Below are 26649 nucleotides of genomic sequence, written 5' to 3'. Positions count from 1 at the left end.
TCGCCACGACCGACCCCCGACGTAGGAGCACGAGTAGATGTCAGCACGCACGCGCCTGAGCCGGCTCGCCGCCGTGGCCACGGGACTGGTCCTCCTCGCCACCACCGCAGCCTGTTCGTCGAGCAGCGCGCCGAGCGGCGGCAGCGGGGACGGCAGCCCGGTCAGCGGCGGCGAGGTCACCTACCTCGTCGACCAGACCCAGCTCACGCTGGACCCGGGCGTCAGCCCGGCCACGGTGACGGGCCTGGTCGGCCGCACGATCTTCGACTCGCTGGTGGTCCAGTCCGGCCCGACCGAGTTCAAGCCCTGGCTCGCGACGAGATGGGAGATCTCGGCGGACGGCCGCGAGTACACCTTCGACCTCAAGCCCGGGGTGACGTTCACCGACGGCACCCCGTTCGACGCGAACGCGGTCAAGGCGACGTTCGAGCACATCGTGAACCCGGCCAGCAAGTCGCAGTACGCGGCCTCGCTGATCGCGCCGTTCGAGAGCGCGACCGTCGTGAACGACTCGATCGTCAAGATCACGCTGACGCAGCCGTTCCGCCCGTTCCTGCAGGCGCTGTCCACCCCGTACCTGGGGATCCAGAGCCCGAAGGCGCTGGCGCTGCCCGCATCCGACTACCGGCCGATCGGTACCGGTCCCTTCTCGTTCGTCTCCTGGGAGCAGCAGAAGGACATCACGCTCACCCGCAACCCGGCCTACACCTCGGCGCCCTCGAACGCCTCGCACACCGGGCCGGCGTACCTGCAGACGCTCCGGTTCAACTACGTCCCGGAGGACGCCACCCGCTACGGCGCCCTGACCAGCGGCCAGGTCCAGGGCACCGCGTCGGTGCCGCCGAACCGGGTCGGGTCGCTGCAGTCGAACGACAGGTTCCGCGTGCTCAAGACCGAGCTGCCGGGCGTGAACTACAACCTGTTCCTCAACGTGAAGAACGGCCCGACGAGCGATCCCCTGGTCCGCCGGGCCGTGCAGTCGGCGATAGACATCCCCGCGCTGGTCCGCACCGTCTACGCCGGGCAGTACGCGGCGGCCCGGAGCTCGCTCTCGCCGACCACCCCGGACTACGACGCGGCCGCCGAGTCCGCACTGCCGGCCTATGATCCGGAGAAGGCGAAGGCTCTGCTCAGCCAGGCCGGCTGGACCGACACCGACGCCGACGGCTACCGGACCAGGGACGGCCGGGAGCTCACGCTGACGTGGCCGTTCCTCGCCCTGATCAACCGCGACCAGCGAGACGTCCTCGGCCAGGCGATCCAGGCCGAGGCGAAGAAGGTCGGCATCCGCATCGACCGCCCGAACCTCGATGCCGGGACCTACGGCAACGCGGTGCTGAAGGGCGACTACAACATCCTCGACAGCAGCAACGCCCGCGCCGACGCCGACATCCTGCGGTTCAGCTTCGCCTCGGACCAGACGTTCCCGCAGGGCGGCGCCAACGTGGCGCAGTCGAGCTCGCCCGAGCTGGACGGCTGGCTCCACGAGGCGGCCCGGACCACGGACGCCGCCGTCGCCGCCCGGGACTACGCGCTCGCCCAGGCGGACGTGCTGAGGAACGGGTACCTCCTGCCCGGCTACGTCATGACGTCCTTCGTGGGCACCTCGTCGGCGCTGCGGGGCGTCGCCTTCGACGTCCAGGGAATCGCCCAGTTCTACGGTGCCTGGCTTGCGACGTGACACCGCCGCGGTGACGACGCGCTGGTGGCTGCGCCGGGCCGGACTCGGCGTTCTCGTGGTCTGGGGCGCGGCCACCCTGTCGTTCCTCGGTCTCCACCTGCTGAAGGGCGACCCCGCCCGCATCATCGCGGGCGGGGGTGGGGCGGTGAGCGGCCAGTCCCAGCAGATCCTCGACCAGATCAACGCGCAGTACGGGTTCCGGCAGCCGCTGGTCGTCCAGTACGGACGATTCCTCGGTGAGCTCGTGACCGGCGACCTCGGCATGTCCTACCAGCTGAACCAGCGGGTGACCTCGGTGATCTCCGACCAGCTGTGGTCCACGGTCGTACTGGCCCTCGGTGCCGCCGTCCTCGGCTTCGTGCTGTCCCTCGTCCTGGCCGTGGCGACAGCGGGCCGTCCGCGAGCCCGATCGCTCTCGTCCACGGTGGAGCTCGTCCTCGTGTCGACACCCGGCTTCTTCGTCGGCATCCTCCTGCTGACCGTGTTCTCGTTCCGTCTCGGCTGGTTCCCCGTGTTCGGCGACGACGGCATCGGCTCCCTCGTGCTCCCCTGGCTGACGCTGGCCCTGCCGATCGCCGGCACGCTCAGCCTGGTCATGCGCGAGGGGCTGGAACGTGCGCTCGAGCAGCCCTTCGCGCTCACCGTGCGGGCCCGCGGGGCGAGCGCGACCCGTCTGCGGCTGCGCCACGCCGTGCGGCACGCGCTGCTGCCCGTACTCACGCTGTCCGGCTGGATGCTGGGCGCGCTGCTGGGCGGCGTGGTCGTCGTCGAGACGGTGTTCGCGCGGGCCGGCATCGGCCAGGTCGCGGTCACCGCCGTCAACGGCCGGGACCTGCCCGTCGTCACGGGGGTCGTCCTGGTCGCGACGATCGCGTTCGTCGTCATCAACACCGGGCTCGACGCGCTGTACCGCGTCGTGGACCCCCGACTCGGGAGCGTGGCGCAATGACCACCGTGGAACCTGCCGGGCAGCCTCTCGCCGCGGTCCGAGAATCCGGGGCGGGGCGCCGCGCGCACTCGATCGGGCCCCCGCTGGCGGTCGTCTTCCTCCTGCTGGTCGGCGTCGTCGCCCTGTTCCCGGACCTCGTCGGGGGCAACCCCGAGGCGGTCGACCCCGCCGACGCGTTCCTGGACCCGAGTGCCGAGCACCTGTTCGGCACCGACCAGCTCGGTCGGGACGTCCTCACGCGCGTGGTCCACGGGGCCGGCGCCTCACTCGCCCTGGGGCTGGGTGCCACGGCGCTGGCGGCGGTCGTCGGCATCGTGTGGGGCCTGGCGGCCGGGCTGGGCGGACGGTTCGTCGACGAGGCCGCGATGCGCCTCGCCGACATCCTCCTGTCCGTGCCCACGATCCTCCTGGCACTCCTGGTGGTCGCGGTGCTCGGGCCCGGCGGTCCGAGCGTCGCGATCGCCATCGCCGTGTCGCTGTCCCCCGGGTTCGCCCGGGTGGTTCGCGTGCAGACCCTGGTCGTCGACCGGACCGGGTACGTGCAGTCGGCCACCGCGCTCGGACTCCGCAGGCGCAGCGTGGTCGGGCGCCACATCGTGCCCAACGTCCTGCCTCCGATGCTCGTGCTCGCGACCATGAACATCGGCGCATCGATCATCGCGGGGGCGTCGCTGAGCTTCCTCGGCCTCGGACCGGAGGCCTCGTCCTCGGAATGGGGCTCGTTGCTCTCGCAGGCCCGCAACTACCTCCAGGACGCCTGGGCACCGGCCGTGTTCCCCGGCCTCGCCGTCGTGCTGACCGTCATCAGCATCAGCGTGATCGGCCGTGAGCTGCGGATCCGCTTCGAGGGGCGGTACGACCGATGACCCGCGGGGACGCCCTCCTGGACGTGCGCGACCTCGCGGTCCGCTTCCCGACGCGCAACGGCCCGATCGTCGCCGTCCGGGAGGTGAGCCTGACGCTGCGTGCCGGTGAGTGTCTCGCGATCGTGGGCGAGTCCGGCTCGGGCAAGAGCGTGACGGCGCGCTCGCTCCTCGGGCTCGCGGGCCCGACCGCGACCATCGAGGCCACGGGGATGACGTTCGAGGGGCAGCACCTGCTGTCGCTGGGCGAACGGGAGTGGCGCCGGCTGCGGGGGGCGCGCATCGGCTTCGTCCTGCAGGACGCCCTGACCTCGCTGGATCCGCTGCGCCGGATCGAGGACGAGGTCGCCGAGCCTCTGGATCTGCATGCCGACCTCGGACGGCGCGAGCGCGCCGAACGCGTCCGGTCCCTGCTGTCCGACGTCGGCATCCCCGATCCCGAGGTGCGCGCCCGGCAGTACCCGCACGAGCTGTCCGGCGGTCTGCGCCAGCGCGCGCTCATCGCCTCGGCGATCGCCGCCGGGCCGTCGCTCGTCGTCGCCGACGAACCCACCACGGCCCTCGACGTCACCATCCAGGCCCAGGTGCTCGACCTGCTCGCGGCCCAGCGTGACGCCGGCACGGCGATACTGCTGATCAGCCACGACCTGACGGTCGTCGCGCGCATGGCCGACCACGTCGCCGTGATGTACGCCGGGGTGGTCGTCGAGGAGGGCCCCGCCGAGGCGATCCTGCAGGACCCGGTGCACCCGTACACACGGGCGCTCCTGGCGGCGGCACCGACGATCGGCGCGCGGCGTCCGGTTCCCGTGTCGGTCGGCCGCCTGGCCCCTCCGGCGACCGGGCCCGGGTGCCACTACCGCAGCCGGTGCTCGCTCGCCGACGTGCGCTGCGAGGAGGAGCTGCCACCGCTGCGCCGCGAGGGCGGGGGCCCCGTGCTCGCCCGGTGCTGGCACGCCGACACCCACGAGATCGCGCCCGAGGCGGCGACGGCGGTCGCCGCCCCCGCGACGTCGCGGGCCCGCGTTCTCGAGGTGCAGGGGGTCTCCAAGCGCTTCCGCCTCGCCCGCGGCCGCCGCCTCCAGGCCGTCGACGACGTCTCGTTCACGGTGCGGGCCGGCGAGGCACTCGGTGTCGTCGGGGAGTCCGGGTCCGGGAAGTCGACGGTCGCGCGGATCGCCCTGGGCATGCTGGCGCCGGACGGCGGCCGGGTACTGCTCGACGGCGAGGCATGGTCGGAGCTGCGCGAACGCGAGCGACGGCCGCACCGGTCCCGCATCCAGATCGTCCATCAGGACCCGCTGAGCTCCTTCGACCCACGGTTCAGCGTGGAGCGGATCGTCGGCGAGGCCCTGGGGCGACCGGGACCCCGCGGCGCCGCGGCGAACCGGTCCCGCATCGTCGAGCTGCTGCACCGGGTCGGGCTGGACGCGAGCCTCCTCGACCGTCGCGGCACCCAGCTGTCGGGGGGACAGCGGCAGCGCGTCGCGATCGCCAGGGCACTCGGCCCGGACCCGGACGTCCTCGTCTGCGACGAGCCGGTGTCCGCACTCGACGTCTCGGTGCAGGCGCAGATCCTGGACCTCTTCGACACGCTGCGGCGCGACCTCGGGACGGCGCTGCTGTTCATCTCGCACGACCTCGGCGTGATCCACCGGATGTGCGAGCGGGTGCTCGTGATGAAGGATGGCGCGATCGTCGAGGAAGGTCCGGTCGGCGCGGTCCTGTCCACGCCCCGGCACCCCTACACCCGCGAGCTCCTCGCCGCGGTCTCCCCGGCCCCCTCTCCCGGGCGGACGATCGTCCACTCCGGTCCGGGCCCTGCACCCGAAGGATGACCCCCATGACGGACCCGACGACCGGCGCCACTGCACGCTGGACCTCCGTGGCCATGAACACGCCCGAGACCGCCGTCGAGATGGCCGGCCGCATCCGGACGTCGTTGCAGACCGGCTTCGAGATCTACGCGAGCGTGCACAAGACCCTGTTCGCGCCGGTGATCCAGCTCGCCATGGCACCGTTCGAGCAGCCGGCAGGCGACCACCTGTACGCCGAGATGAACCACGGCGAGGTGGGCGGGAACGGCAACTACGGCGCGTTCCTGCGTCGCACGATCCCGGACATCGACATCGTGGGGACCGCCACCGCGCGCGACGAGACCACGGTCGTGGCGGACCACACGATCACCGGGACCCTCCCGGACGGCCCGCTCCACCTGCACAGCGAGGCCACCTACACCCTCGAGGAGGGCCTGGTCGTGCGCTACCTCGTCCGCCACGACCACGCCGAGTGGCAGCGCTACCTGCGTGCCACGGGCAATCCGTACGAGGGCGGCGGAGTCGCGGCCGCCGAGCTGGACGAGTCCTGACGGCCCGGGCGGCGGGCAGGGCGCCCGCCGCCCGGCGCCTCAGCGGGGCGGGGCGTCGATGGACCCCAGCACCTTGGCGATGATCTCGCGTGACCTGCTCCGCAGCGCGAAGTCGGTCAGCATGTCCTGGACGATGATCTCGGCGACCCCGGTCGCCCGGATCAGCGGCTCGAGCTGCTCGCGCAGCGACCCGGGCGTGCCCGCGATCTGCGGCGGGATGACGTCTCCCCGGACCGCGCTGGTCAGGGCCTTGTCCCTCCCGCTCAGCTCCGCCGTCGCCTGCTCGACCGTCGGGATCGGGCGGTCGCGACCTCCGGCCCGCAGCGCGCGGGCCGGCCAGGTCAGGCGGTGGGCCTGCTCGTCGTCGTCGGCGGCCGCGACGTGGAGCGTGAGGATCGGGCGGGGGACGCCGGAGCCGAACGGCGTCGCGACGAAGCTCTCCCGGTACCGCTCGAGGGCCGCCCACGTCGCGGCGGGATTGATGTGCGCGCCGTAGACGTACCCGATGCCGAGCTGCCCGGCGAGGTGGGCACTCGCCACCGACGAGCCGAGGATCCAGACGTCGGGGACACCGTCCACCGAGGTGGTCAGGTCCACGGTGGCGAGCCCGTGCCCCGCCGGGAAGGCGCGGTGGAAGTAGCCGAGGACCTCCTGGACCTGCGCGGAGAAGTCGTCGACCGGCCGGGAGTCGCGGTCCCGGCGCAGCGCGGCGTCGATGAGCCCACCGGCCGAGGAGCGGCCCAGCCCGAGATCGACGCGTCCCGGCGCCATCGCCTGGAGCATCATGAACCGCTCGGCCACGGCGAAGGCGCTGTGGTGGTTGAGCAGGACCGCACCCGAACCGATCCGGATCCGCGAGGTCCTGGCCACGGCCGCGGCCACCATCGGCACCGGGTCGGCCGAGGCGTACCCGGTGGAGTGGTGGTGCTCCGCGAACCAGATCCGGTCGTAGCCGAGCTGCTCGGCCTCGCCCGCCGCTGCGAGGCCCCGCTCCAGCGCGGCCGACTTCGAGGTCCCGGGAGCGACGGGCGCGAGCTCGACGAGCGAGTACCTCATCGCGCGGCTCCCGTCCCCCGTCGAGCGGCTATCCGTCGGTGCGCACCCCTCGTCCGATCACCCCGTCCGCCTCGAGCCCGGCGTACTCGTCCGCGGTCATCCCGAGGAGGGCGTTGACGACGTACCGGTTGTGCTCCCCCAACATCGGTGCCCGGCGACGGTGGGCCGGGTAGCGGTCCCGGGAGAAGAGGACGGGCGAGCCGGCGACGACCGTCGACCCCTCGACGGGGTGCTCGACGGACTCGAAGAACCCGCGGTGGTCGAACTGGACGGGCTCCGGCTCGTGCGGCATCGCCACGCGGCCCACCGGGACCCCGGCCCCCCACAGCAGCGCGACGATCTCGTCGACGGTGCGCTCGGCGCACCATGCCGCGAGGCACGCGTCCAGGACGTCCTCCTGTGCCTTCCGACCAGGGAAGGTCGCCAGCTCGGGTGACCGCGTCCACTCCGGCGCACCGAGCGCGGTGGCCAGCGCATCCCACTGCTCGTCCGTCTCGACCGAGACGGCCACCAGCGGGCCGCCGAGCCCGTCGCCCGGGTCCGACGACCGGTAGAGGTTCTGGGGCGCTGCGGACGGCGACCGGTTCCCGAGCCGCTGTGCGAGCACACCGTGGGCCGTGTACTCGACGAGCTGCTCGGCGGTCGCGTTGAGCGCGCTCGCCACCATCGGCACCTCGACCAGCAGCCCTTCGCCGGTGCGGTCGCGCACGGCGAGTGCGACCTGCAGCGCGAACGCCGCGTGCGCCCCGGCGAGCGGATCGCAGACACCGCTCGGGACCTGCGGGGACCCGTCCGGGAAGCCCGTCACCCACGCCATCCCCGACGCCTGTTCCATGGTCTGGGCGAAGCCCGTCCGGTCCCGCCACGGACCGGTCAGCCCGAAGGCCGGCATCCGCACGAGGATCAGGCCCGGGTTGGTCTGGTGCAGGAGATCCGCGCTCAGCCCCCACGAGTCGAGCACCCGCGGGCTGAAGTTCTCGATCAGCACGTCGCTGGTGTCGAGGAGATCGACCAGCAGGTCGAGCCCGCGCGGGCGGTCGAGCCGGAGCCCGAGACCGAGCTTGTTGGTGTTGGTCGCGTGGTACAGCGGCCCGTACTCCCACCACCCGTCCTCGTCGACGGGGCGCAGGCTCAGTGCGCGCATCCCGTCCGGCCGCGCCGGCGACTCGACCTTGATGACCTCGGCGCCGTGCGTCCCGAGGAACTGCGCGGCCGACGGTCCGGCCCAGAACGCCGTCATCTCCACGACCCGCAGGTCGTCGAAGGGGAGTGGGCCCCCGGGCCCCGGCGGGCGGGCCCGGTCGAGGTCCTGCCGGCAGTCGGCCACCCGCCGTCTCCAGTCCGACGTGTGCTCGCCGAGGGCCGGCGGCGGCTCGACCGGAGGCAGGCTCGCCTTGCCGTGCAGGCGGTACGGCGTGGCGGGCTGGAGGAATCCGCCGCGGGGGGCCTCCACGAGCATCGCCTGGTCGACGAAGTGGTCGATCGCCGAGATCGTCGCGCCGTTGCCGACGGGTGCGGCGGGCACGCGCAGCGACGCCGCCAGCTCGAGGATCTCCGCGGTGGTCCGCGCCGCCGCCCAGGAGTCGATGTGGGCGGTGAGCTCGTCCCGGCGGCGCTCGCGCTCGCCCTGGGCGATCAGCGTCTCGTCGTCCAGCCAGTCGAAACGCTCGACGAGCACGCAGAAGTCCAGCCATTGCTGCCCGGTGCCGCACATGAACCCGACCCAGCCGTCGCCGGTGGCGTGGACGCCCGGCAGGAGCGACATCGGCGCCGGATCACGCGGACGGGCCGCCTCGGCGAAGTACGAGACGGGATGCATGTTGGTCAGGCTCAGCGCGACCGCTTCCAGGACCGACGTGTCGAGGATCTGGCCACCGGGGTCGGCGATCCGTCGGCGGCGGGAGGCGAGCAACCCGGTGGCGGCGAAGGTGCCGGCCATCCACTCCCCCACCCGTCCGCCGACGCTCACCGGCGGCCGGCCGGGCAGGCCGCGCCACCCGATCGCTCCGGCCCAGGCCTGCAGGGTGAACTCGCTCGCCGCTCTGCCCGCCCACGGGCCGTCCAGGCCGAAGGGGGTGAGGGTGAGGACGTCGAGCGCCGGGAACCGCTCGTGCAACGCCGTCGGGAACAGCTCCGGCAGTGCCGCCAGCCGGGAGCCCGGCGACCAGACGACCGCGTCGGCCCGCGCGATCACGTCGAGCACGAATCCGATGTCCTCCCCCCGGTCCGGGTCGGCGACCACGCTCTGCGTGGAACAGGCCAGGAACTGGAAGAGGGCGCCGTCCTGCCCCGCGGGCGACTCGGTACCCGAGGGCGACCGGCGACGCAGCGGGTCCCCTTCGGGTGGCTCCACCTTCACCACGACGGCGCCGGCCCCGGCCAGCAGGTGCGTGCAGTACCCACCGGCGACCCCGCTCGACAGGTCGACGACGGTGTAGTCGTCCAGCGGTGACATGTCCGTCATGACGGGTCGGGGGACACCGTGCCGAACGGGGTGCCGCCCGGGTCAATCGCTACCACGAGGATGTCCTCCCAGTGTCCGGAGTCCACGTCGTCGAGATCGATCGTGGGTTTCGGATCCAACATTGACACTACCGTATCCTGTTTCTACGCTCCGGGCCACCGTGAAGGTTCGTCACCGTCCGCCCTCGAGGGAGCATCGTGAAACTGCTGCGACACCATCGGTCCCGGCTCGGGGTGATCATCGGGGCCGCCCTGGTGCTGGTCCTCGCCGCCTGCGGGGCGACGAGCGGATCCGCACCGGCGGCCGCCCCCGTGGCGGATCCCGACGACGGCGGCGGACCGGCCTGGCAGGCGGTCGTCGACGCCGCGAACCGTGAAGGCACGCTGGTCCTCTACACCAACTCCGACGCCGTCGGCGACGAGTTCGCCGCTGCCTTCAACCGGTCCTATCCGGACGTCCGGCTCGTGGTCACGCACTACGCGTCCGGCGAGCTGACGACCAAGCTCGACGCCGAGAAGGGCGCGCGCACCGCAGGTGCGGACGTCGCGATGCTCTCCAGCAAGCTCTGGCTCGACGACAACGCCGGCCGCCTGGTCGCCCCCACCGGGCCGGCGCTCGCGAAGTACTGGGGCGGCAGCAGGTTCGTGTACCAGGGCGGGCGCTTCGTGCTCGTGGCCGCGACTCCGCTCGGGGCCGGGGTCAACAGCGCGATGGTGCAGCAGCTCGGTGCCGCACCGATCCGGACCTACCAGGACCTGCTGCAACCGCAGCTGAAGGACGCCCTCGGCATCCTGCCCGGAAAGCCGACCCCGGCCGGCATCCAATGGTGGTACTACGCCGCCCGGCAGCTCGGCGGGGATGCCGGGGTGGCGCAGCTCGCAGGTCTGAACCCACGGATCTACACGGGTACCGCGCCGATGGGCACCGACATCGCGTCGGGTGAGATCGCCGTCGGCGTCTACCAGGTCAAGCCGATCATCGATGCGCTGGCCGCCAAGGGGGCACCGGTGAGCTTCGTGCCGCTCACGCCGGCGATCTCGACCGCCGTCGACTCCGCCGTGGTCGACTGGGCGACGCATCCCCATGCGGCGCAGGTGTTCCAGAACTGGCTGCTCTCCCCCGCCGGACAGGTGGCTCTGGCCGGCAACGGCGGACTGCTCTCGGCCCTCGACCCCGCGACGATCCCGGGCGCACCGGCCACGATGACGAGGATCCCGGCCGACGGTGCGGTCGCCGACGGAATCCTGACCCCGGAGCAGAGCACCTGGCTCGAGAAGGTCTGGAGCATCCAGATGAAGCTCCCGTGAGCGTGACCGGTGCCGGTGTCCGACGCCAACCGACCGGCTGGCCCTGGCTGGCGCTCGCCGTGCTGCTGGCGTTGCTGGTCGTCTGGCCGCTCGCCCGGCTGCTCGGCCAGGTGTTCGGCGACGGCCTCGACGCCTTCCGGCGGCTGGCGGACTATCCCGGGCTGGGCGCCGCGTACGTCAACACGCTCGTGATCTCCCTCGGCGGGGTCGCGCTCGCGCTGGTCGCCGGGACCGGCCTGGCGTGGTGCACGACCCGGGTCCCGCCGCGGCTGCGCACTCTGGTGGCCGCGGCTCCCGTCCTGCCGTTGGTCATGCCCTCGGTGGCGAGCGTCGAGGGCTGGCAGTACCTCCTCGCCCCGCGCACCGGCCTGCTCAACCGGACGCTGCGGGACCTGGGCCTGGGCTCGGGCGCCGCCGGACCGCTGGACATCCAGAGCCTGCCGGGGATCGTGCTGCTCAGCGGATCCATCCTCACCTCCTTCGTCTACCTGTTCGTCACCGCGTCGCTGCGCCAGCGCGGGGCCGAGCTGGAAGCCGCGGCCGCGGCCTGCGGCGCCGGGCCGTGGCGGACCTTCCTGACCGTGACCCTGCCGATGCTGCGACCGGCTCTCGTCTACTCCGGAGTGATCACCTTCCTGCTCGCCCTGGGCCAGTTCACGGTCCCGCTGCTGCTGGGCGGGCCGCGGCGGATCGAGGTGGTGAGCACGGTGATCTACCGGGTGTCCGCCGAGTACCCCGTCGACTACGGGCTCGGCGGCGCGGTGGCGCTCCCGCTGCTGGTGATCGGGGTCGGTCTGGTCGCGGTGCAACGCCGGGCCCTGCGCGACGAGCAGCGGTACGTGGCCGTGTCGGGCCGGACGCGACAGGTCGGGATCCGGACGTCGTGGTGGGCGTGCGTCCCGGTGCTCGGCTACCTCGTGGTCGCCGTCGTGCTTCCCCTGTTCGCCCTGATCGTGGTGTCCCTGTCCCCGTACTGGTCCGGGCAGGTGAACCCGTCGGTGTTCACCACGGACAACTGGGTGCAGGCGCTCGCCGACCCGAAGACGACCTCGGCGATCTCGACGACCGCCGCCGCCGTCGGCTTCACGCTGCTGCTGGTTCTGCCGCTGGGCTACCTCACCGCGCTGTCGCTGATCGGCCGCACTCGGGTGCCACGCGCCGTGCGCACCGGGATCGACCTGCTGAGCAGCATCTCGCTGTGCCTGCCGGCGGCCCTCCTCGGCTTCGCACTGCTGCTGACCTACTCGAGCCCTCCGGTCCGCCTCTACGGGACGACGGCCATGGTCGTCGTGGCCTACGTGACCCTCATGCTGCCGTTCGCCCTGCGGCCGCAGCTGTCGTCGTTGCAGGCCACCGGGCCGGAGTACGGCGAGGCGTCCCGGGCATCAGGGGCCGGGCCGCTCGCGACCGCGCTGCGGGTCACCTTTCCCCTCATCCGCAACGGCCTCGGGGTCTCCGCGGCCCTGGTGACGATCATCGTGGTGCACGAGTTCGCGGTGTCCCTCCTCGTCACGTCCCCCCAGCGGCGGGTGATCGGCTCGCTCCTCTACGACGCCACGAACTCCGGGATCGCACCCCAGGTCGCCGTCCTGGCCCTGCTGATGGTGCTGCTGACCGTGGCCGGCATGACCGTCGCCCTGCTGCTCGGCGGCCGTCACTCCCTCCAACGACTCTGACCAGACGGGACCGGCGATGAGCGAAGTCCGGATCGATGCCCTGACCAAGACGTTCGACGCCGGCGGTGTCCGCGCCGTCGACGGGCTGAGCCTCACCGTGGGCGAGGGAGAGCTCGTGGTGCTGCTGGGACCGAGCGGCTGCGGCAAGACCACCCTGCTGCGCTGCGTCGCGGGCCTGGAGCGGCCGGACTCGGGCACGATCGAGATCGCCGGCGAGACGATGGTCGGCGGCCGCCGGGACGTGCCGACGCATCGGCGCGGCATCGGCATGGTCTTCCAGAACTACGCCCTGTGGCCCCACATGACGATCGAGCAGAACGTCGCCTACCCCTTGCGGGCCAAGGGAGTCGGCAGGGCCGAGCGGAGCACGCGGGCCCGCCGGGCACTCGCGCTGGTGGAGTGCGAGCCTCTGGCAGGCAGGCTCCCCTCGGCGATCAGCGGTGGCCAGCAGCAGCGCGTCGCGCTCGCCCGGGCACTGGTCGCCGAGCCGCGCCTGCTGCTGTTCGACGAGCCGCTCAGCAATCTCGACTACCGGCTGCGGGCACAGCTGCGCCAGCAGATCCGAGAGCTCCACCTCGAGCTGGGCTTCACCGGCGTGTACGTCACCCACGACCAGACCGAGGCCATGCAGCTGGGCACCAAGGTCGCCGTGCTCCGCGACGGCCGGGTGGAGCAGCTCGCCGATCCGCAGACGCTGTTCTCGCGGCCCGCGAGCGCGTACGTCGCCCGGTTCCTCGGAATCGCCAACGAGCTCACCCTGGAGCGGGGCACGGACGGCAGATGGCGCGTCGGGGGCGCCCCGACCTCACTGGTGCTGCCGCACACCGAGTTGTCCGACGCCGGCTACGACCTTCGCCTCCGCTCGTCGGACATCGAGCTCGCCGCGCCCGGGACCGGCCCGCAGGACGCCGACCGCACGTCCGTCCCCGGGACCGTGACCGACGCGGTGTACGGCGGAGACCTGACCGAGTGGATCGTCCGGGTGGGCGACGCCCGGCTGAGCGCCACCGCCCGGACCCGGACGTGGCCGTTCGGCCGGGACGACCGGGTGGACGTCGTCCTGCGCCGCTCCGCGCTGCTCGTCTACGAGCGCACGGAGGCGGGCGCGCTGGTCCCGCTCGACAGCGTCGTCGGGTCCGCGGCGTAGGAGCCGCCGACGACGCCGGCTCCGCCGCGGCGCAGGTGGCCCGACGGTCCTGTCGATCGTCGTCGCAGGTCGGAGCTCTGCCGCGCCCACGCGGCACGACGAGCGACGGCAGGGGATCTGACCCTCGCCCTTTCCGCTGGCCGGGACGAAGGCACTCCCCGCCCGCCGGCTCCTGTCAGGGTTCCGTCATGGCTGAGGAAGCTCCACCGCGACGGCGGCGATCGTCGGGCCCGGGAACATCGGCACCGATCTGCTGGCCGAGCGGCGGCGGAGCCCACTCAGGCTTCCTGCTGCACACCGAGCGCTACACGGTGCCCTCGCACGAGATCCTGCGCCGCTGCGGCGAGCCCGGCTACGTCGGCGGCCGGGAGGACATGACCATCGACGTGGCCACCCGGCTCGCCGCCGAACGGGAACAGGGTTCCTGATCCACCATTCACGGAGAGGAGACAGCCATGGGGGTCCGATCCCTCGGGTACGTCCGGCTCGACTCACCCGACATCGAGGCCTGGCGGAAGTTCGGTGAGGACTTCCTCGGGCTCATGAAGGTCGACGGGACCGATCCGGGGTCGCTGTACTTCCGGGTCGACCATTACCCGCCGCGCCTGGTCGTCACCCCGGCCGCCGAACCCGGGCTGGGGGCAATGGGCTTCGAGGTCACCGACCGCCGCGAGCTGGCCGCGCTGGTGGCGGACGTCGAGGCCGAGGGCATCAAGGTCACCGAGGGCACCCCGGAGGAGTGCGCGGAGCGCCGGGTCACCGGGTTCGCGTCGTTCCTCGATCCGGGCGGCAACACCGTCGAGCTGTTCCACGGCGCGGTCCTGGACCACGTCCCGGTGCACACCCCGCTCGTCCGCAGCGGTTTCGTGACGGGCGACCAGGGGTTCGGGCACGTGATCGTGACCGCCGAGGACACCGCGGCGCAGTTCGACTTCTACCAGCGGGTCCTCGGGTTCGTGGAGCGCAACACCATGGGCCCGGTGACCTTCATGGGCTGCAACGCCCGCCACCACACCTTCGCCGTGGCCCCCGGGCCCGGACCCGGCCGGCTCGTGCACATCATGGTCGAGGTCGGGGACCTCGACGACGTGGGCCTGGCGCTGGACCGCCGCGAGAGGCTCGACGTGCCGCTGATGAACTCGCTCGGCAAGCACACCAACGACCGGATGGTGTCCTTCTACACCTACTCCCCCGAGCTCTACGCCATCGAGTTCGGCTGGAACGGCCTGCGGGTGGAGGAGCCGGAGCCCGTCTACGAGATCACCGAGGGCGCCTTCTGGGGCCACAAATTCTTGCCGCCGCCCGGGCGATAGGGACACACGAGAAGGGGCGCCTCCCGCGGGAGGCGCCCCTTCCCCGTTGTCCGCTCAGAGACGTTCGGGCTGCTTGACGTCGCGGAGCAGGTAGCCCAGCACCGTGGACTCGAACTCCTCCTTGCGCTCGATCATCGCCCAGTGGCCGCAGTCGTGGAACACGTGCAGCTCCGCCTGCGCGATCAGCCGCATGGCGACCAGGCAGCCGTCGAGCGGGGTGACCCGGTCGTCCCGGCCCCAGGTGATGAGCGTGGGCGCCGTGATCCGGCTCAGCACGTCGACGGCGTCGACTGCCTGCGCCGTGCGCCCCGCCCCCATCGCCCTCAGGGACCCGAAGTTGAAGAGCTTCCGGACATCCGCCAGCGCGGCCGGGTCCGACGCAGCCTGCCAGCGCAGCTCCACGAACTCCTCGGTGAGGATGTCCGTGCTGAAGACCATGGACTCCATCCAGGCCATCAGCCGCTCGTGCGTGGGGTCCTCCACGAACTGGACCAGCAGCTTGATGCCCTCCGGAGGGGCCGCACCGAACACCGGCACGCCGATCCCGCCGATGGTCACCAGCCGGCTGACCCGCTCCGGGAAGGTCGCCGCGAGGCGCGCCGCGACGTTGCCCCCCATCGAGTTCCCCAGCACCGGGACGGCGCCGAGGCCCAGGGCGTCGAGGAAGTCGACGACGGCGGGCAGGGCCGCCGGCATCGGGTTCCCCTCCGGCGAGTAGCTCTTGCCGAAGCCGGGGAAGTCCAGCGCCAGGGTGCGGAAGTGCTCCGCGAACACCGGCAGGTTGCCGCGGTAGTTCGCCCAGGCGCTCACCCCCGGCCCGGAGCCGTGCAGCAGCAGGAGTGGCGGGCCCTCACCGGCCTCGTGGTAGTGCAGCGGGCCGCGGGGCGTGTCGACGGTCCTCGCGGTGGCGTCGTGCGTCAGGTCGGGCATCTCAGCCGCCCACCCGCTCGCGGCGGACCCAGCCGAAGTCGTGCCAGTACGTCTCCAGCTGGGAGACCGGGACCGGCCACGTCTCGATGTACGTGACGCCCCGGGGGCCTGCCGTCATCGTGTACGGCGTGCCGGCGCGGCTGAGGAACACCTCGCCAGGACCGACCCGCACCGTCGTGGGCTCCTCGTCGTCGTAGTGCTCGATGAGGTACTCGCCGGCGAACACGAACAGCATCTCGTCGATGTTGTGGTGGTGGCGGGGCACGGTGAAGTCCGGGACCACCCGCAGTGGATTGCGGTTGAACCTCGCGACCTCGATCGGCTTGGTCGTCACGAACATGTTCTCGCCGAACGTGGCGGCGAAGTCCACGGGCGCGTCGGCGAGGAGACCGCCGTCGTTCCAGAAGTAGGAGGGACTGTCCTGCTGACCCTCGAGCCGCATCGGAATCCACTCCGCGTCGTCGATGAGGTCGCCGAAGATGATGGTCATCGGCCGAGAATGACAGCCCGAGAGGACCCGGACCTGCACGGATTCCGCTGGCCGGGACCGGTCGGCGACATCGCCGGCGACGGTGCCGAGACTGCTCTGCATGGCGATCGAAGAGTTCAGTCTGGTGGACGGCGACGGGTGGACGGACATGCCCCTGACGCTCCAGGACAGCTATCTGTGGGTGGAGACCGACGGCCTGCTCGCCGACGCGCCGGTCGACTTCGCCAAGACCTTCGGGACGAACATGACGGTCTCGACGCGGGTCGATCCGGCGTTCAACATCAACGGGCTGCGGTGCACGCCGAACTTCGCCGTGCCGAAGCACCACCACAACATGGACGAGCTGATCATCGTGTTCGGCGGCTCGTTCACCGTCACATGGGAGGAGGACGGACAGGAGCAGAGCCGGACGATCGGGCCCGGCGAGTTCTGGATCAGCAGGGCCGGCACGGCCTACCAGATGACCGCGGGCCCCGACGGCGTGAGCTACACCGAGACCTGGCCGGAGTCGCAGGTGAACCTGCGGACCTGGTGGTACGACGAGTGCTGGGTGCGCAGCTGAGCCCCGGTCCCCCATGACCCACGACAAGAGCCGGCCCTCCTCGCGGAGGGCCGGCTCTCGATCTGTCGGGGCTCGCTCGGTCCGTCCAGATACTCAGTCCGTCCCGATACTCAGTCCGACCACAGGAAACGGTCGGCGACCCGGTGGTGGTTGTAGATGGTCATCTCCTGGTCCTCGCTGAGGCGGTGCCCGTCGAAGCTCGGCGAGTGCATCCCCACGGTGACCTCCTTGGCGTTCATCAGATCCTGGCCGAAAACCTCGCCGAAGTCGCCGTCGCGGAAGTCGGTGAAGACCTGCGGCTCGTGCTCGCGCTTGGTGTCGTACTCGTGGACCGGGACCTGGTCCAGCCCGAAGATCTCGAACAGGCAGCTGTCCGGGTCGGTGCCGTTCGGGCGGGCCCGGTACATGAACGACGAGCCCTGGTTGGGCAGCAGGATCGTGTTGGGGAAGACGTTCCACGCCGTCCCCGCCTCGGCCCACTGCTCCGGGGTGATGTCGTTCCACTCGTAGCCCTCGGACTCCACGAGATCGCGGTAGAGCCTCATGAACACGTCGCCGGTGGTCGAGCCCTCGGGCACCTCGGCGGTCTTGAGCGCCTCCGCGGCCCGCCAGCTGCGCTCGTTCTCCAGGCCGCGCATGTCGTCGTAGATGTACTGCACGCTCAGCGCGAACGCCTCGCGCGGGTCGACGACGCCGTCCGTCCCGCGGACGTTCGGGTCCTTCGTCGCGCGCGCCGCGGCCGGGTCGCTCTTCTTCTTGCCGACGCTCGAGTAGTGCGCGTGCCGCTCGTAGGTCGTCGTCGGCGACCAGGTGCGCTCCTCCAGCTCCTTCAGGGAGGCGATGTTGGTGTTGGACTTGTCGAAGCGGTGGAGCTGGGGGTGGGTGCCGGCCACGTGGTACGCCTCGAGGAAGCCGTCGAGAGCGGTCTTCCAGTTGCAGGGCAGGATCACGCCCTTCTGCCAGCGGATCCGCATGTTCTCGTAGTGGAAGGGCTCGAAGATCCGCGGGATCGGGTCGAGGTACTCCAGCAGCGGCGCCGCGTCCGGGTCCATGGTGACGAAGACGAACCCGCCCCACAGCTCCGTGCGCACGCTCACCAGGCCGAGATCGTCGTCGGAGCGCGGCACGAACTCCTCGCGGTCGAGCACCAGCCGGATCGACCCGTCGAGGTTCCAGCGCCACCCGTGGAACGGGCAGATCAGCGACCCCACGCGACCGCGGCCCTTCGCCAGCCGGGTGCCGCGGTGCCGGCAGGCGTTGAAGTAGGAACGGATCGCGGTCCGAGACTCCCGCACCACGATGATCGAGTGCGAGCCGATCTCGTACTCGACGAAGTTCCCCACCCCGGGCAGCTCCTCGACCCGGCACGCCACCTGCCACGTCCGGGCGAACAGCTTGTCGATCTCCAGCTGGAGGAACTCGGGATCGAGGTACCGGGCCTTGGGCACGAACGCCCGGGCGAGCCGGTACTTCTCGGGGACGAGCTCGGGCGGGACGTCGCCCGCGAACCAGGGGGTCTTGCCGTTCAGCTTCGGCTCGAGAACCACGGACACCGCAACCACTCCTCTTCGTCGTTCGAACTGCGTCTTGTCCTGCTCGGGTCAGGCCGCGTCGGGTCCCGCGACCTCGACGCCGTCGGCGGTGCGCACCACATGGATGCAGTTGCCGGGGCACCCGTCCGCGGCGTCGATCACGTCCAGGCGCAGGCCGGCGGGCACATCGGCCTGCTCGCCGTCGGTCAGCAGCTCGCCCTCCGCCTTCTGCTTGACGTAGGCGAGACCGTCCTCACCGAACTCGAACACCTCGGGGGCGTACTGCACGCACAGGCCGTCGCCCGTGCAGAGCTTCTGCTCGATCCACACCCGTACGTCGTCGCTCATGACCTTGTCCTCTCCGGTGGCCCGGCCGACTCTCGCCGGAACCTCGTCGCGCGATCCACCGACCATCCCGGTGGACGGAATCTGCGTCACCCACGCTCGGTCCGGGCGGCATTCGAGGCGGCCTCGAGCTGTGCGAAGCCCACTCCGCCCTCGTCACCGAGCTCCATGATCTCGACGAAGTGGCCCAGCTCGGCGGTCATGTCGAGGTAGCCGAACCGGATCGCCCCGCTGTCGCCGTACTGGGCCCAGCTCCTGCCGCTCGCGGCGACCACGGCAGACGCCTCGTCGAAGTCGTCCACGACGAACCCGAGGTGGTGCAGCGTCGCGGGGACCCCGGGCCGCAGCGCGCGGCGGTAGAGGTCGACCGCACCATCGACCGGCCGGATGATCTCCAGGTTGGTCGGACCGGCATTGACCAGGGCCACGTCGATCAGCCATTCGCGGGCGGGCTCCCCCTCGACGACGACGAACGGCGCCCGCGGATCGCCCGGACCCGACGGAGGGCGACCGCCGCCGAGGGAGGACCGGTGGTGGCGCACGCAGTCCACGGTGCCCACCGCGGACTCCAGGTACGTGGCCGCCCGGTCGACGTCGTCCGTGACGTAGCCCAGCTGCAGGAAGTTGCGGAACAGATCGCTCAGCGCTCGCATGGGCGAACTGTCCGCCCGGCCTCCGTCCGGGTCCATCGCGCGTCCCGCCGAACGGAATCCCGCCGCCGTGCGGCCTTTCCGCCCACCGGGACACGGCGTTGTCGGCGCGCTCCCCACACATCAGGATCGCCGCACCCTCATTGCCGAGAAGCTCGGGAGACCCACGTGCCTGATGGCAGCACATCCCGCTGGGACGACGTCGTCGACGTGATCGTGGTCGGCAGCGGCGGCGGCGCCCTGACCGCCGCCCTGCTCGCCCGCCACGGCGGCGCCGAGGTCCTGGTCGTCGAGAAGGACCGGTACATCGGCGGCACCACCGCGGTGTCCGGCGGTGACATGTGGGTCCCCAACAACCACCACATCGCCGACCGGGACTCGCGGGAGGACGCGATCGCGTACCTCCACCGCCTGTCCGACGGGCGCGAGAGCGATCCGTCGCTCGTCGAGGTCTACGTCGACACCGCGCCGGAGGCGATCCTCTACCTGGAGGAGCACACCGGTTACCGCTCCGAGCCGCACCTGCAGCTCGACGACTACTACTCGGTCATCGGCGACCGCATCCCCGGCGTCCGGCCCTTCCCGCGCTCGTTGTCCGCCAAGCCCTATCCCGCGGCGGCAGAGCTCGGCGAAGAGCTCGCGAACAAGATCAACCGCGGACCGTGGGTGCCCCCGGCCGAGGTGAGCTTCCCGGAGCTGCGCCGCGGCGGGATCAGCCCCGAGGAGCTCGAGACGCGGCAGCGTGAGGGCTGGCGGGCCAAGGGCGGCGGGCTCATCGCCCCGCTGCTGAAGGCGCTGGTCGATCTCGGGGTCGAGGTGCGCACGGAGTGCCCCGCCGTCGAGCTGGTGCGGGACGGGTCCGCGGTGGTCGGCGTCGTCGTGGAGCAGGACGGCCGCCGGACCGCCCTCGGTGCCCGCAAGGGCGTCGTCCTGGCCTGCGGTGGCTTCGAGTGGAACGCCGACATGGTCAAGGCCTTCATCGGCTACGAGGTCAAGCCCATGACCCCCTGGTCCAACACCGGCGACGGACACCTCATGGCGATGGAGGCCGGCGCCAAGCTGGGCTCGATGACAACGTTCTTCAGCTACGGCGTCGTCTACGAGCCGTTCGAGAAGGGCCGGGACGGCAACCCGCTCCCCCAGATGATCATGGGGCTCGGTGCCGGTTCGATCATCGTCAACCAGCAGGGCGAGCGGTTCATGCACGGCGGGTACACCTACAACGACTTCTCGCACCCGTTCAACACCTTCGACCAGCGCGATCCCGGCTTCCCGAACAAGCCGCCCGCATGGATCGTGTTCGGCGCCAAGCATTTCGAGCAGGGCCTGCTCGGAGCGAAACCCGGCATCGAGCTGACGTTGACCGGCCCCGCGGGCGAGGAGCCCCCGGAGTGGGTCCAGACCGCGCCGTCGATCGCCGAGCTCGCGGTGAAGATCGGCATCGATCCCGAGGTGCTGGGCGCGACCGTCGACCGCTACAACGAGTTCGCCGAGAAGGGCGAGGACCCGGACTTCGGCGACCCGCTGCAGACCCACGTCCTCACCGGACCGGACACCGTGAACATCGAGCCCGTCCTCGGGCCCGTCTACGGCGCGATCCAGCAGTGGCCCGGCACCATCGGCACCAACGGCGGCCTACGGATCGACGCCGACGCGCGCGTCCTCGGCAACCGGGTGCCGATCATCGACGGCCTCTACGCGGCCGGGAACACCTCGGCGTCGGTGCTGGGGGCGACCTACCCGGGCGGCGGCGGATGCATCGGGCCCAGCGTGACCATGGGCTACCGCGCCGGCCGGCACGTCGCCTCGGTGCCGGCCCGCGAGATCGGCTGACGTATCCCGCTCGTCCCCGTACGTCCCGCACGTCCCGTGGGCGGGTGGCCGGCGCCACCTCCCCTTCTCCCAGTCGGAGGGTTCCAATGACGGAAGCACCCAGTACGGCAGGCGGGTCCGCCCAGGGCTGGACCGCACGGCTCGTCGTGTCGACCATCCTGCTCGCCATGGTCCTCGAGGCCCTGGGCCTCGGCGCGACGATGGTCTCGATCGGGCTCCCCAGCATCCTGAAGGAGTTCCCGACGACCCAGGGCGGCTGGCTGACCACCGCCTACTTCCTGACCGGCGCGATCTCGGCGCCGTTGCTCGGGCGGGCGGCGGACCTGTACGGCAAGCGGCGCGTCCTGCTCGTCACCATGGCCGTGTCCGGGGTGGGCGCGATGCTCTGCGCGCTGGCGCCGACCTTCGGGGTGCTGGTGCTCGGCCGCGCGCTGCAGGGTCCGATCCTCGCGACCCTGTCGCTGATCCCGTCCCTGATCCGGGACGTCTTCCCGCCGAAGCAGGCCACCCTCGCCTCCAGCGTGGTGATCACCGGCCTCGGGCTGTTCTCGCTGTTCACCCCGCTGCTGGTGGGCTGGCTGGTGCTGGTCGGGGGCTTCCGCGGGATGTTCTGGTTCGACGTGGTGTGGACCTTCGCCCTCTGCATCGCCATCCGGCTGGTCCTGCCGGAGTCGTCGCTGCGGCGCGCCGCGCGGCTCGACGTCCTCGGCGGCACGCTGCTCACCCTCGGTGTCGGCGCGGTGCTGCTGTACGTGAGCATGGGACGGACCTGGGGCTGGATCTCCCCGGTCGGGCTCCTGCTGCTGGCCGGCGGCGCCCTCCTGCTCGTCGCGTTCTTCCGGCACGCCCGCCGCGCCGAGGACCCGATCGTCAACCTCGCCCTGTTCCGCCGCAAGCCGCTGGTCTTCGTCGCGTTCGGCGGGGCGATCGCCTACGGCATCTCGATCACGATCAGCCAGGTGCTGCCGCTGCTCGCGCTGACCCCGCGCCAGGCCGGGGTGACCTACGGGCTCGGGCTCACGACCTTCCAGTACGCCGGCATCGGGACCCCGCAGGCCCTGGCCCAGGTCGCGGCCGGGCTGCTGCTCGGCTTCCTGGTCGGGCGGGGCAGGCACCCACGGCTCTTCCTGTGCATCGGCCTGGGGGTGTACGTCGTCGGCGCGGCCGCCATCATCCTGCTGAACGGCTCGTTCCTGGGACTCGCGCTCGCCGCACTGGTGATCGGGTTCGCCGGCGGCCTGACCACGGCGTCCGTCCCGAACCTGGTGATGCGGGCGACCCCGGCCGGCGACCAGGGCTCGACCGCGGGCGCCGTCCAGCTCTGCCAGACCGGATTCTCCGCGATCACGCCGATCGTGATGTTCGCGGTGCTGGCGCCCACGGCCACGGTGTTCCCCGGCGGGGGCGTGGTCTACGGCGAGTCGGGCTTCCGCACCTGGCTGGTGGTCGCCGCCGTCATGGCGCTCGTCGCGCTCGTCATCGGGGTGACGGGTGCTGCGCGAGCGCCCGGAGGAGGAGATCGACGAGCTCGGCGCCGGGCCGCGACCGGCCGCCGCGTCCCGTGTGGACGGAGAACCCACGCCGGCGGTCGACACCCCGACCGTCTGACCTCGGGGTGCGCTCGCCCCGCGCGGGCAGGCGCACTCCCCCACCGATCCCAGGAGGCCGGCCCGTGGCCGAGACACCCCCCGTCGAGACCGACATCCTCATCGTCGGCGCCGGCCCGACCGGGCTCTACGGCGCCTACTGCGCGGGGTTCCGCGGCCTGCGCACCGCGGTCGTCGACGCGCTGCCGGAGTGCGGCGGCCAGATCACCGCGCTGTACCCGGAGAAGGAGATCCGGGACATCGCCGCCGTCCCCGGGGCGCGGGGCCGCGAGGTCGTCGCTGCCCTGAAGGCCCAGGCGGACGTGTTCGCACCGCGGTACCTGCTCGGCCGCCAGGCCGTCGGGCTCGCCCACTCCGGCGCGGGGCGGCCGCAGATCACCCTGTCCGACGGCACGGTGGTCGACGCCGGCGCCGTGGTCCTGACCGCGGGGATCGGCACCTTCACGCCCCGCACCCTCCCCGCGGGCGAGGAGTTCCTCGGCCGCGGCCTGAGCTACTTCGTGCCGGACCCGGGCGAGCACACCGACCGGGACGTCGTGGTCGTGGGCGGGGGCGACAGCGCCGTCGACTGGGCGCTGGCGCTGCACCGGATCGCCCGGTCCGTGACCCTCGTGCACCGCCGCGCGACGTTCCGGGCGCACGCGGCGAGCGTCCGCGAGGTCCAGGAGTGCGGGGTCCAGATCGTGACGGACGCGCAGGTGGTCGCCATGGTCGGCGACGACGCGCTGCGCGAGACGCACGTGCGGGTCGACGGCGAGGACGAGGTCCGCGTGCTCAAGACGGACGCGGTGGTGGCGGCGCTGGGGTTCGTCAGCAACCTCGGGCCGCTGCTGGAGTGGGGCATCGCGCTCGAGCGGCGGGCCGTCGTCGTCGACACCCGGATGCGGACCACCGTGGACCGGATCTACGCGGCGGGCGACGTCACCGGCTACCCCGGGAAGGTCCGCCTGATGTCCGTCGGGTTCGGCGAGGTCGCGACGGCGGTCAACAACGCCGCCGTGGTCCTCGACCCGGACCTGCCGCTGTTCCCCGGTCACTCGACCGACGCCACCTGAGGTGGGGCGGCCCGGTACCCGGACCCGGCGGCGGCCGGGCCTCGTCCTGACCGTCCTCGCCCTCTGCGGCACCGTCGTCGCGATGCAGCAGACGGCGATGGTGCCACTGCTCGGCGACCTGCCGCGGCTGCTGCACACCACCCCGGACGACGCGTCCTGGATGGTCACGGCGGCACTGCTCGCGGGCGCCGTCGCGACGCCGATCGTCAGCCGGCTGGCCGACGTGCACGGCAAACGGCTCCTGATGACCACCAGCCTCGCGATCATGGTGGCGGGCTCGGTGATCGGGGCCTTCGCGGACACCCTCGTGCTCGGGATCGTCGCCCGCGCCCTGCAGGGGGCAGGCCTCGCGGTCATCCCGGTCGGCATCGCGGCCATGCGCGACGAGCTGCCGCCGGAACGGGTGCCGCTCGGCGTCGCGCTGATGAGCGCGACCCTGGCCGTCGGCGCGGGGGCCGGGCTCCCGCTGTCGGGGTTCGTCGTGTCCCATCTGGACTGGCACGCCGTCTTCTGGGTCACCGGCGGCGCCGGGGCCCTCATGCTGGTCGCGGTCCCGGCGGTGCTGAACCCGCCCGCCTCGGTCACCCGCAGCGCGTTCGACCTCCCGGGCGCCCTGCTGCTCTCCGCCGGGCTGACCGCGCTCCTCCTGGCCCTGACGAAGGGCGGCGCGTGGGGCTGGACGAGCCCCGCGACGGTCGGCTGCGCGGTCGGCGGGGTCCTGGCGCTGCTCGCCTTCGTCCCGCTGGAACTGCGGTCGCGCAGCCCTCTGGTGAACCTCCGTGTCGCCCGCCGCCGGCCCGTCCTGCTGGTGAACCTCGCGTCCGTGCTGCTCGGGTTCGCCATGTACGCCAACATGCTCGTGACCACGCAGCTGCTCCAGCTGCCGCCCGCCACCGGGTTCGGGCTCGGCCTCGGCACCGCGGAGGCCGGACTGTGGCTGGCGCCGAGCTCGCTGATGTTCGGGATCATGGCGCCGGTGGCGGCAGGGCTCATCCGCCGGATCGGCGCCGAGGCCACCCTTCTCGCGGGCGCCGCCGTGATGGCCGGCGCCTACGTCGCGCGGATCGCGTTCAGCCACGCGCTCTGGCAGATCGTCGGCGGCTCGGTCCTCGTCGCGGCGGGCACGTCGCTGACGTTCGCGGCGATGCCGACACTGATCATCCGGGCCGTGCCGGTCACCGAGACCTCCTCGGCGAACGGGCTCAACACCCTGCTGCGCTCGGTCGGGACCTTCAGCTCCAGCGCCGCGACGACGGCCCTGACGGCGACCGGGCTGCACCTCGTCGGTGCGGCGTGGCTCCCGTCCTTCAGCGGGCTCTCCACGGTGTTCGCGATCGCCGCGGGGAGCGCCGCGGTGGCCGGGGCGATCGCGGTGGTGCTGCGCGCGACCCGGCAGCCGGAACCCGGCGGGACGGTGCCGGACCTCGTGCTCAGACCAGTGCCTGCAGGTGGCGGCGCATCCGCAGCTGCGCGAGGCCCTCGTCGCCGCTGACGATCGCGTCGAGGATCGCCTCGTGCGCCTCCCCGACCGCGTGGCCCGCGCACCGGGTGGGCCCACGGCGGCCGTGGCGAGCGCCGAGCTCGAGGACGACGCGGAGGAAGAGCAGGAGCACAGGGTTGCCGGCCAGCCGGGCGATCTCGAGGTGGAAGGCGTCGCCCGGGGCCGCGGCGGCCTCGGGCGGCGCCGCGGCGGCGCCGAGCGTCTGGATGCAGCCCAGCTCGATCGCGTCCCGGACCGACCGCAGCTGCTCCGGGCCCGTGCCCTTGTAGTCCAGGTAGAGGGCCATCGTGTGGATGCTGGCCGCCGGGTCCGGCGCGACGATGACGAGCCCGCCCCCCGGTCCCCGCCGCATCCGGGCGACGCTGTGGTGCTCGAGGATCCGGACGGCCTCGCGCAGCACGGCCCGGCTCACCCGGTAGCGCGTCAGGAGGTCCTGTTCCAGCCCGATGACCTCGCCGACCTGCCGGCCCTCCGCTGCGATGTCGTCGTGGATGCGTCCCGCCAGCACCTCCCCGCGCTTGCCCCCCGGTCCGCCGTCCGGGTTCGGGTCGACAGGGCGGGTCCGCGTGCCACGGGCCGGGCGCTGGACCCGGTGGGCCAGCAGCCACGCCTCGATCTCGTCGAGGTGCGTGCCCACACGGACCTCCGCCGCCACGCCGTCCCCGGCGATCACCGCGTCCACGATCTCGGCGTGGCGCGCCGCGGAAACCTCCGTCGCGGCGTGCAGCGAGGCCTCCGTCGGACGGCGCGCGGTGCGGGCGTAGCTGCCGGACAGCCAGGTGAGGACCTCGAGGAACAGCTGGAGGACGACGTTGCCGGACAACTGGCCCAGGGTCACGTGGAACTCGTCCTCGGCGGAGCGGTCCGGTCTCGACAGCTCACTCCCGACAATGCCGCGCAGCCGGTCGACGCCCGCCTCGGTGACGGACTCCGCGGCCAGCCGAGCCGCAAGCGGTTCGAGCAGCCGTCTGGCGCGGAGCAGGTCCTCGACGCTGGTCCCGACGTACTCCAGGTAGATCACCAGCGCCCGAGTCGCCGGGGAGGCGTCCGGGGCGGACACCACCAGCCCGCCACCACGCCCACGGCGCATCCCCGCGACCTTGTGGTGCTCGAGGAGCCGGATCGCCTGTCGCAGAACGGACTGCGACACTCCGAACCGCTCACGCAGCTCGTTCTCCCGCCCGAGGAGCTCGCCCACCGGCCAGCCCCGCCCGATGATCTCGTCCTCGAGCGCGACAGCGATCTGCGCCGCGCGCTTGTCCGGCCCCGCCGACAGCCGATGCGCGTCCTCGGCTATCGACATCGGACCCGTCGCTCCTC

The 26649-nt window shown here is 72.2% G+C and carries 23 protein-coding genes and 1 pseudogene; 15 read left to right on the top strand and 9 right to left on the bottom strand.

Going from position 1 to position 26649, the window contains the following annotated elements; genetic code table 11:
* The first annotated feature begins 37 nt into the window (after window positions 1-37).
* From ABD324_RS08330 to ABD324_RS08310, 5 genes are read left to right on the top strand one after another with little or no spacing between them, the layout of a single operon-like run.
* On the top strand, window positions 38-1681 hold the full coding sequence (locus tag ABD324_RS08330; protein ID WP_344414170.1) for an ABC transporter substrate-binding protein: 1644 nt from the start codon (window positions 38-40) through the stop codon (window positions 1679-1681).
* The gene (locus ABD324_RS08325; protein ID WP_344414168.1) at window positions 1671-2630 is read left to right on the top strand and encodes an ABC transporter permease; all 960 of its coding nucleotides are present in this window, start codon (window positions 1671-1673) and stop codon (window positions 2628-2630) included. The genes ABD324_RS08330 and ABD324_RS08325 overlap by 11 nt, the downstream gene beginning before the upstream one ends.
* On the top strand, window positions 2627-3496 hold the full coding sequence (locus tag ABD324_RS08320) for an ABC transporter permease (protein ID WP_344414166.1): 870 nt from the start codon (window positions 2627-2629) through the stop codon (window positions 3494-3496). The genes ABD324_RS08325 and ABD324_RS08320 overlap by 4 nt, the downstream gene beginning before the upstream one ends.
* Window positions 3493-5331: a dipeptide ABC transporter ATP-binding protein gene (locus ABD324_RS08315; protein ID WP_344414164.1), complete on the top strand. Its 1839-nt coding sequence runs from the start codon at window positions 3493-3495 to the stop codon at window positions 5329-5331. Before ABD324_RS08320 ends, ABD324_RS08315 begins: the two co-directional genes overlap by 4 nt.
* Before the next feature lie 5 nt (window positions 5332-5336).
* On the top strand, window positions 5337-5861 hold the full coding sequence (locus ABD324_RS08310; protein WP_344414162.1) for a hypothetical protein: 525 nt from the start codon (window positions 5337-5339) through the stop codon (window positions 5859-5861).
* 39 nt (window positions 5862-5900) lie between these two features.
* Here ABD324_RS08310 and ABD324_RS08305 read toward each other — a convergent pair whose 3' ends face one another.
* Genes ABD324_RS08305 through ABD324_RS08295 form a run of 3 tightly spaced genes read right to left on the bottom strand, consistent with a single transcriptional unit; the run spans window position 5901 to window position 9503 of the window.
* Window positions 5901-6917: an MsnO8 family LLM class oxidoreductase gene (locus tag ABD324_RS08305; RefSeq protein WP_344414160.1), complete on the bottom strand. Its 1017-nt coding sequence runs from the start codon at window positions 6915-6917 to the stop codon at window positions 5901-5903.
* Window positions 6918-6945: 28 nt separating this feature from the next.
* The gene (locus ABD324_RS08300; protein WP_344414158.1) at window positions 6946-9381 is read right to left on the bottom strand and encodes a CaiB/BaiF CoA transferase family protein; all 2436 of its coding nucleotides are present in this window, start codon (window positions 9379-9381) and stop codon (window positions 6946-6948) included.
* A complete protein-coding gene (locus ABD324_RS08295) occupies window positions 9378-9503 on the bottom strand; it encodes a hypothetical protein (protein WP_344414152.1) in 126 nt (41 codons plus the stop codon). Before ABD324_RS08295 ends, ABD324_RS08300 begins: the two co-directional genes overlap by 4 nt.
* 75 nt (window positions 9504-9578) lie before the next feature.
* Here ABD324_RS08295 and ABD324_RS08290 point away from each other — a divergent pair, with 75 nt between their 5' ends.
* From ABD324_RS08290 to ABD324_RS08270, 5 genes are all read left to right on the top strand, one after another.
* Window positions 9579-10688 (top strand): extracellular solute-binding protein, encoded by a 1110-nt coding sequence (locus ABD324_RS08290; RefSeq protein ID WP_344414150.1) that lies wholly within the window; start codon window positions 9579-9581, stop codon window positions 10686-10688.
* A complete protein-coding gene (locus ABD324_RS08285) occupies window positions 10685-12364 on the top strand; it encodes an ABC transporter permease (RefSeq protein WP_344414148.1) in 1680 nt (559 codons plus the stop codon). Before ABD324_RS08290 ends, ABD324_RS08285 begins: the two co-directional genes overlap by 4 nt.
* A gap of 16 nt (window positions 12365-12380) precedes the next feature.
* Window positions 12381-13511 (top strand): ABC transporter ATP-binding protein, encoded by a 1131-nt coding sequence (locus ABD324_RS08280; protein WP_344414146.1) that lies wholly within the window; start codon window positions 12381-12383, stop codon window positions 13509-13511.
* Between the two features lie 311 nt (window positions 13512-13822).
* Window positions 13823-13939 (top strand): hypothetical protein, encoded by a 117-nt coding sequence (locus tag ABD324_RS08275; protein ID WP_425565759.1) that lies wholly within the window; start codon window positions 13823-13825, stop codon window positions 13937-13939.
* A 27-nt stretch (window positions 13940-13966) separates the two neighbouring features.
* The gene (locus tag ABD324_RS08270) at window positions 13967-14824 is read left to right on the top strand and encodes a VOC family protein (protein ID WP_344414144.1); all 858 of its coding nucleotides are present in this window, start codon (window positions 13967-13969) and stop codon (window positions 14822-14824) included.
* Between the two features lie 54 nt (window positions 14825-14878).
* Here the strand turns inward: ABD324_RS08270 and ABD324_RS08265 are convergent, their stop codons facing one another.
* Both ABD324_RS08265 and ABD324_RS08260 read right to left on the bottom strand, forming a co-directional pair.
* Window positions 14879-15754 (bottom strand): alpha/beta fold hydrolase, encoded by an 876-nt coding sequence (locus ABD324_RS08265; RefSeq protein WP_344414142.1) that lies wholly within the window; start codon window positions 15752-15754, stop codon window positions 14879-14881.
* A gap of 1 nt (window position 15755) precedes the next feature.
* Window positions 15756-16244: a cupin domain-containing protein gene (locus tag ABD324_RS08260; RefSeq protein ID WP_344414140.1), complete on the bottom strand. Its 489-nt coding sequence runs from the start codon at window positions 16242-16244 to the stop codon at window positions 15756-15758.
* 100 nt (window positions 16245-16344) lie between these two features.
* Between ABD324_RS08260 and ABD324_RS08255 the strand changes: the two genes are divergently transcribed.
* Complete coding sequence (locus ABD324_RS08255) at window positions 16345-16806, top strand: hypothetical protein (RefSeq protein WP_344414138.1); 462 nt, start codon at window positions 16345-16347, stop codon at window positions 16804-16806.
* A 110-nt stretch (window positions 16807-16916) separates the two neighbouring features.
* Here ABD324_RS08255 and ABD324_RS08250 read toward each other — a convergent pair whose 3' ends face one another.
* From ABD324_RS08250 to ABD324_RS08240, 3 genes are all read right to left on the bottom strand, one after another.
* The gene (locus tag ABD324_RS08250; protein ID WP_344414136.1) at window positions 16917-18359 is read right to left on the bottom strand and encodes an aromatic ring-hydroxylating oxygenase subunit alpha; all 1443 of its coding nucleotides are present in this window, start codon (window positions 18357-18359) and stop codon (window positions 16917-16919) included.
* A 48-nt stretch (window positions 18360-18407) separates the two neighbouring features.
* Window positions 18408-18686, bottom strand: a complete 279-nt coding sequence (locus ABD324_RS08245; protein WP_344414134.1) for a ferredoxin — start codon at window positions 18684-18686, stop codon at window positions 18408-18410.
* A gap of 86 nt (window positions 18687-18772) precedes the next feature.
* Window positions 18773-19336, bottom strand: a complete 564-nt coding sequence (locus ABD324_RS08240) for a VOC family protein (protein ID WP_344414132.1) — start codon at window positions 19334-19336, stop codon at window positions 18773-18775.
* 165 nt (window positions 19337-19501) lie between these two features.
* On the opposite strand from ABD324_RS08240, the gene ABD324_RS08235 reads away from it, so the two are divergent.
* The 4 genes and pseudogenes from ABD324_RS08235 (at window position 19502) to ABD324_RS08220 (ending at window position 25320) form a co-directional block, all read left to right on the top strand.
* Window positions 19502-21166, top strand: coding sequence for an FAD-dependent oxidoreductase (locus ABD324_RS08235; RefSeq protein ID WP_344414130.1), 1665 nt, complete (start codon window positions 19502-19504; stop codon window positions 21164-21166).
* Window positions 21088-22506 (top strand): annotated as a pseudogene (locus tag ABD324_RS08230) (MFS transporter); the annotation flags it as partial. The gene ABD324_RS08235 and the pseudogene ABD324_RS08230, both read left to right, overlap by 79 nt.
* A gap of 332 nt (window positions 22507-22838) precedes the next feature.
* Complete coding sequence (locus tag ABD324_RS08225) at window positions 22839-23828, top strand: NAD(P)/FAD-dependent oxidoreductase (RefSeq protein WP_344414128.1); 990 nt, start codon at window positions 22839-22841, stop codon at window positions 23826-23828.
* Window position 23829: 1 nt separating this feature from the next.
* Complete coding sequence (locus ABD324_RS08220) at window positions 23830-25320, top strand: MFS transporter (RefSeq protein WP_344414126.1); 1491 nt, start codon at window positions 23830-23832, stop codon at window positions 25318-25320.
* Here ABD324_RS08220 and ABD324_RS08215 read toward each other — a convergent pair.
* Complete coding sequence (locus ABD324_RS08215; protein WP_344414124.1) at window positions 25259-26632, bottom strand: FadR/GntR family transcriptional regulator; 1374 nt, start codon at window positions 26630-26632, stop codon at window positions 25259-25261. The genes ABD324_RS08220 and ABD324_RS08215 overlap by 62 nt on opposite strands.
* Window positions 26633-26649: the final 17 nt, after the last annotated feature.

Origin of the sequence: Pseudonocardia ailaonensis, from assembly GCF_039531635.1 — a bacterium.
In the GTDB taxonomy this organism is placed as follows: domain Bacteria; phylum Actinomycetota; class Actinomycetes; order Mycobacteriales; family Pseudonocardiaceae; genus Pseudonocardia; species Pseudonocardia ailaonensis.
Note: the sequence above shows the minus strand (reverse complement) of the source record. Positions and strands in the feature narration are given on the sequence as shown.

What these genes read in the sequence shown, in the direction of transcription:
- ABD324_RS08310 (WP_344414162.1), top strand. Translation starts at nt 5,337, where the DNA reads ATGACGGACCCGACGACCGGCGCCACTGCACGCTGGACCTCCGTGGCC.
- ABD324_RS08280 (WP_344414146.1), top strand. Translation starts at nt 12,381, where the DNA reads ATGAGCGAAGTCCGGATCGATGCCCTGACCAAGACGTTCGACGCCGGC.
- ABD324_RS08265 (WP_344414142.1), bottom strand. Translation starts at nt 15,754, where the DNA reads ATGCCCGACCTGACGCACGACGCCACCGCGAGGACCGTCGACACGCCC.
- ABD324_RS08300 (WP_344414158.1), bottom strand. Translation starts at nt 9,381, where the DNA reads ATGACGGACATGTCACCGCTGGACGACTACACCGTCGTCGACCTGTCG.
- ABD324_RS08260 (WP_344414140.1), bottom strand. Translation starts at nt 16,244, where the DNA reads ATGACCATCATCTTCGGCGACCTCATCGACGACGCGGAGTGGATTCCG.
- ABD324_RS08295 (WP_344414152.1), bottom strand. Translation starts at nt 9,503, where the DNA reads ATGTTGGATCCGAAACCCACGATCGATCTCGACGACGTGGACTCCGGA.
- ABD324_RS08255 (WP_344414138.1), top strand. Translation starts at nt 16,345, where the DNA reads ATGGCGATCGAAGAGTTCAGTCTGGTGGACGGCGACGGGTGGACGGAC.
- ABD324_RS08315 (WP_344414164.1), top strand. Translation starts at nt 3,493, where the DNA reads ATGACCCGCGGGGACGCCCTCCTGGACGTGCGCGACCTCGCGGTCCGC.
- ABD324_RS08330 (WP_344414170.1), top strand. Translation starts at nt 38, where the DNA reads ATGTCAGCACGCACGCGCCTGAGCCGGCTCGCCGCCGTGGCCACGGGA.
- ABD324_RS08215 (WP_344414124.1), bottom strand. Translation starts at nt 26,632, where the DNA reads ATGTCGATAGCCGAGGACGCGCATCGGCTGTCGGCGGGGCCGGACAAG.
- ABD324_RS08320 (WP_344414166.1), top strand. Translation starts at nt 2,627, where the DNA reads ATGACCACCGTGGAACCTGCCGGGCAGCCTCTCGCCGCGGTCCGAGAA.
- ABD324_RS08240 (WP_344414132.1), bottom strand. Translation starts at nt 19,336, where the DNA reads ATGCGAGCGCTGAGCGATCTGTTCCGCAACTTCCTGCAGCTGGGCTAC.
- ABD324_RS08270 (WP_344414144.1), top strand. Translation starts at nt 13,967, where the DNA reads ATGGGGGTCCGATCCCTCGGGTACGTCCGGCTCGACTCACCCGACATC.
- ABD324_RS08245 (WP_344414134.1), bottom strand. Translation starts at nt 18,686, where the DNA reads ATGAGCGACGACGTACGGGTGTGGATCGAGCAGAAGCTCTGCACGGGC.
- ABD324_RS08305 (WP_344414160.1), bottom strand. Translation starts at nt 6,917, where the DNA reads ATGAGGTACTCGCTCGTCGAGCTCGCGCCCGTCGCTCCCGGGACCTCG.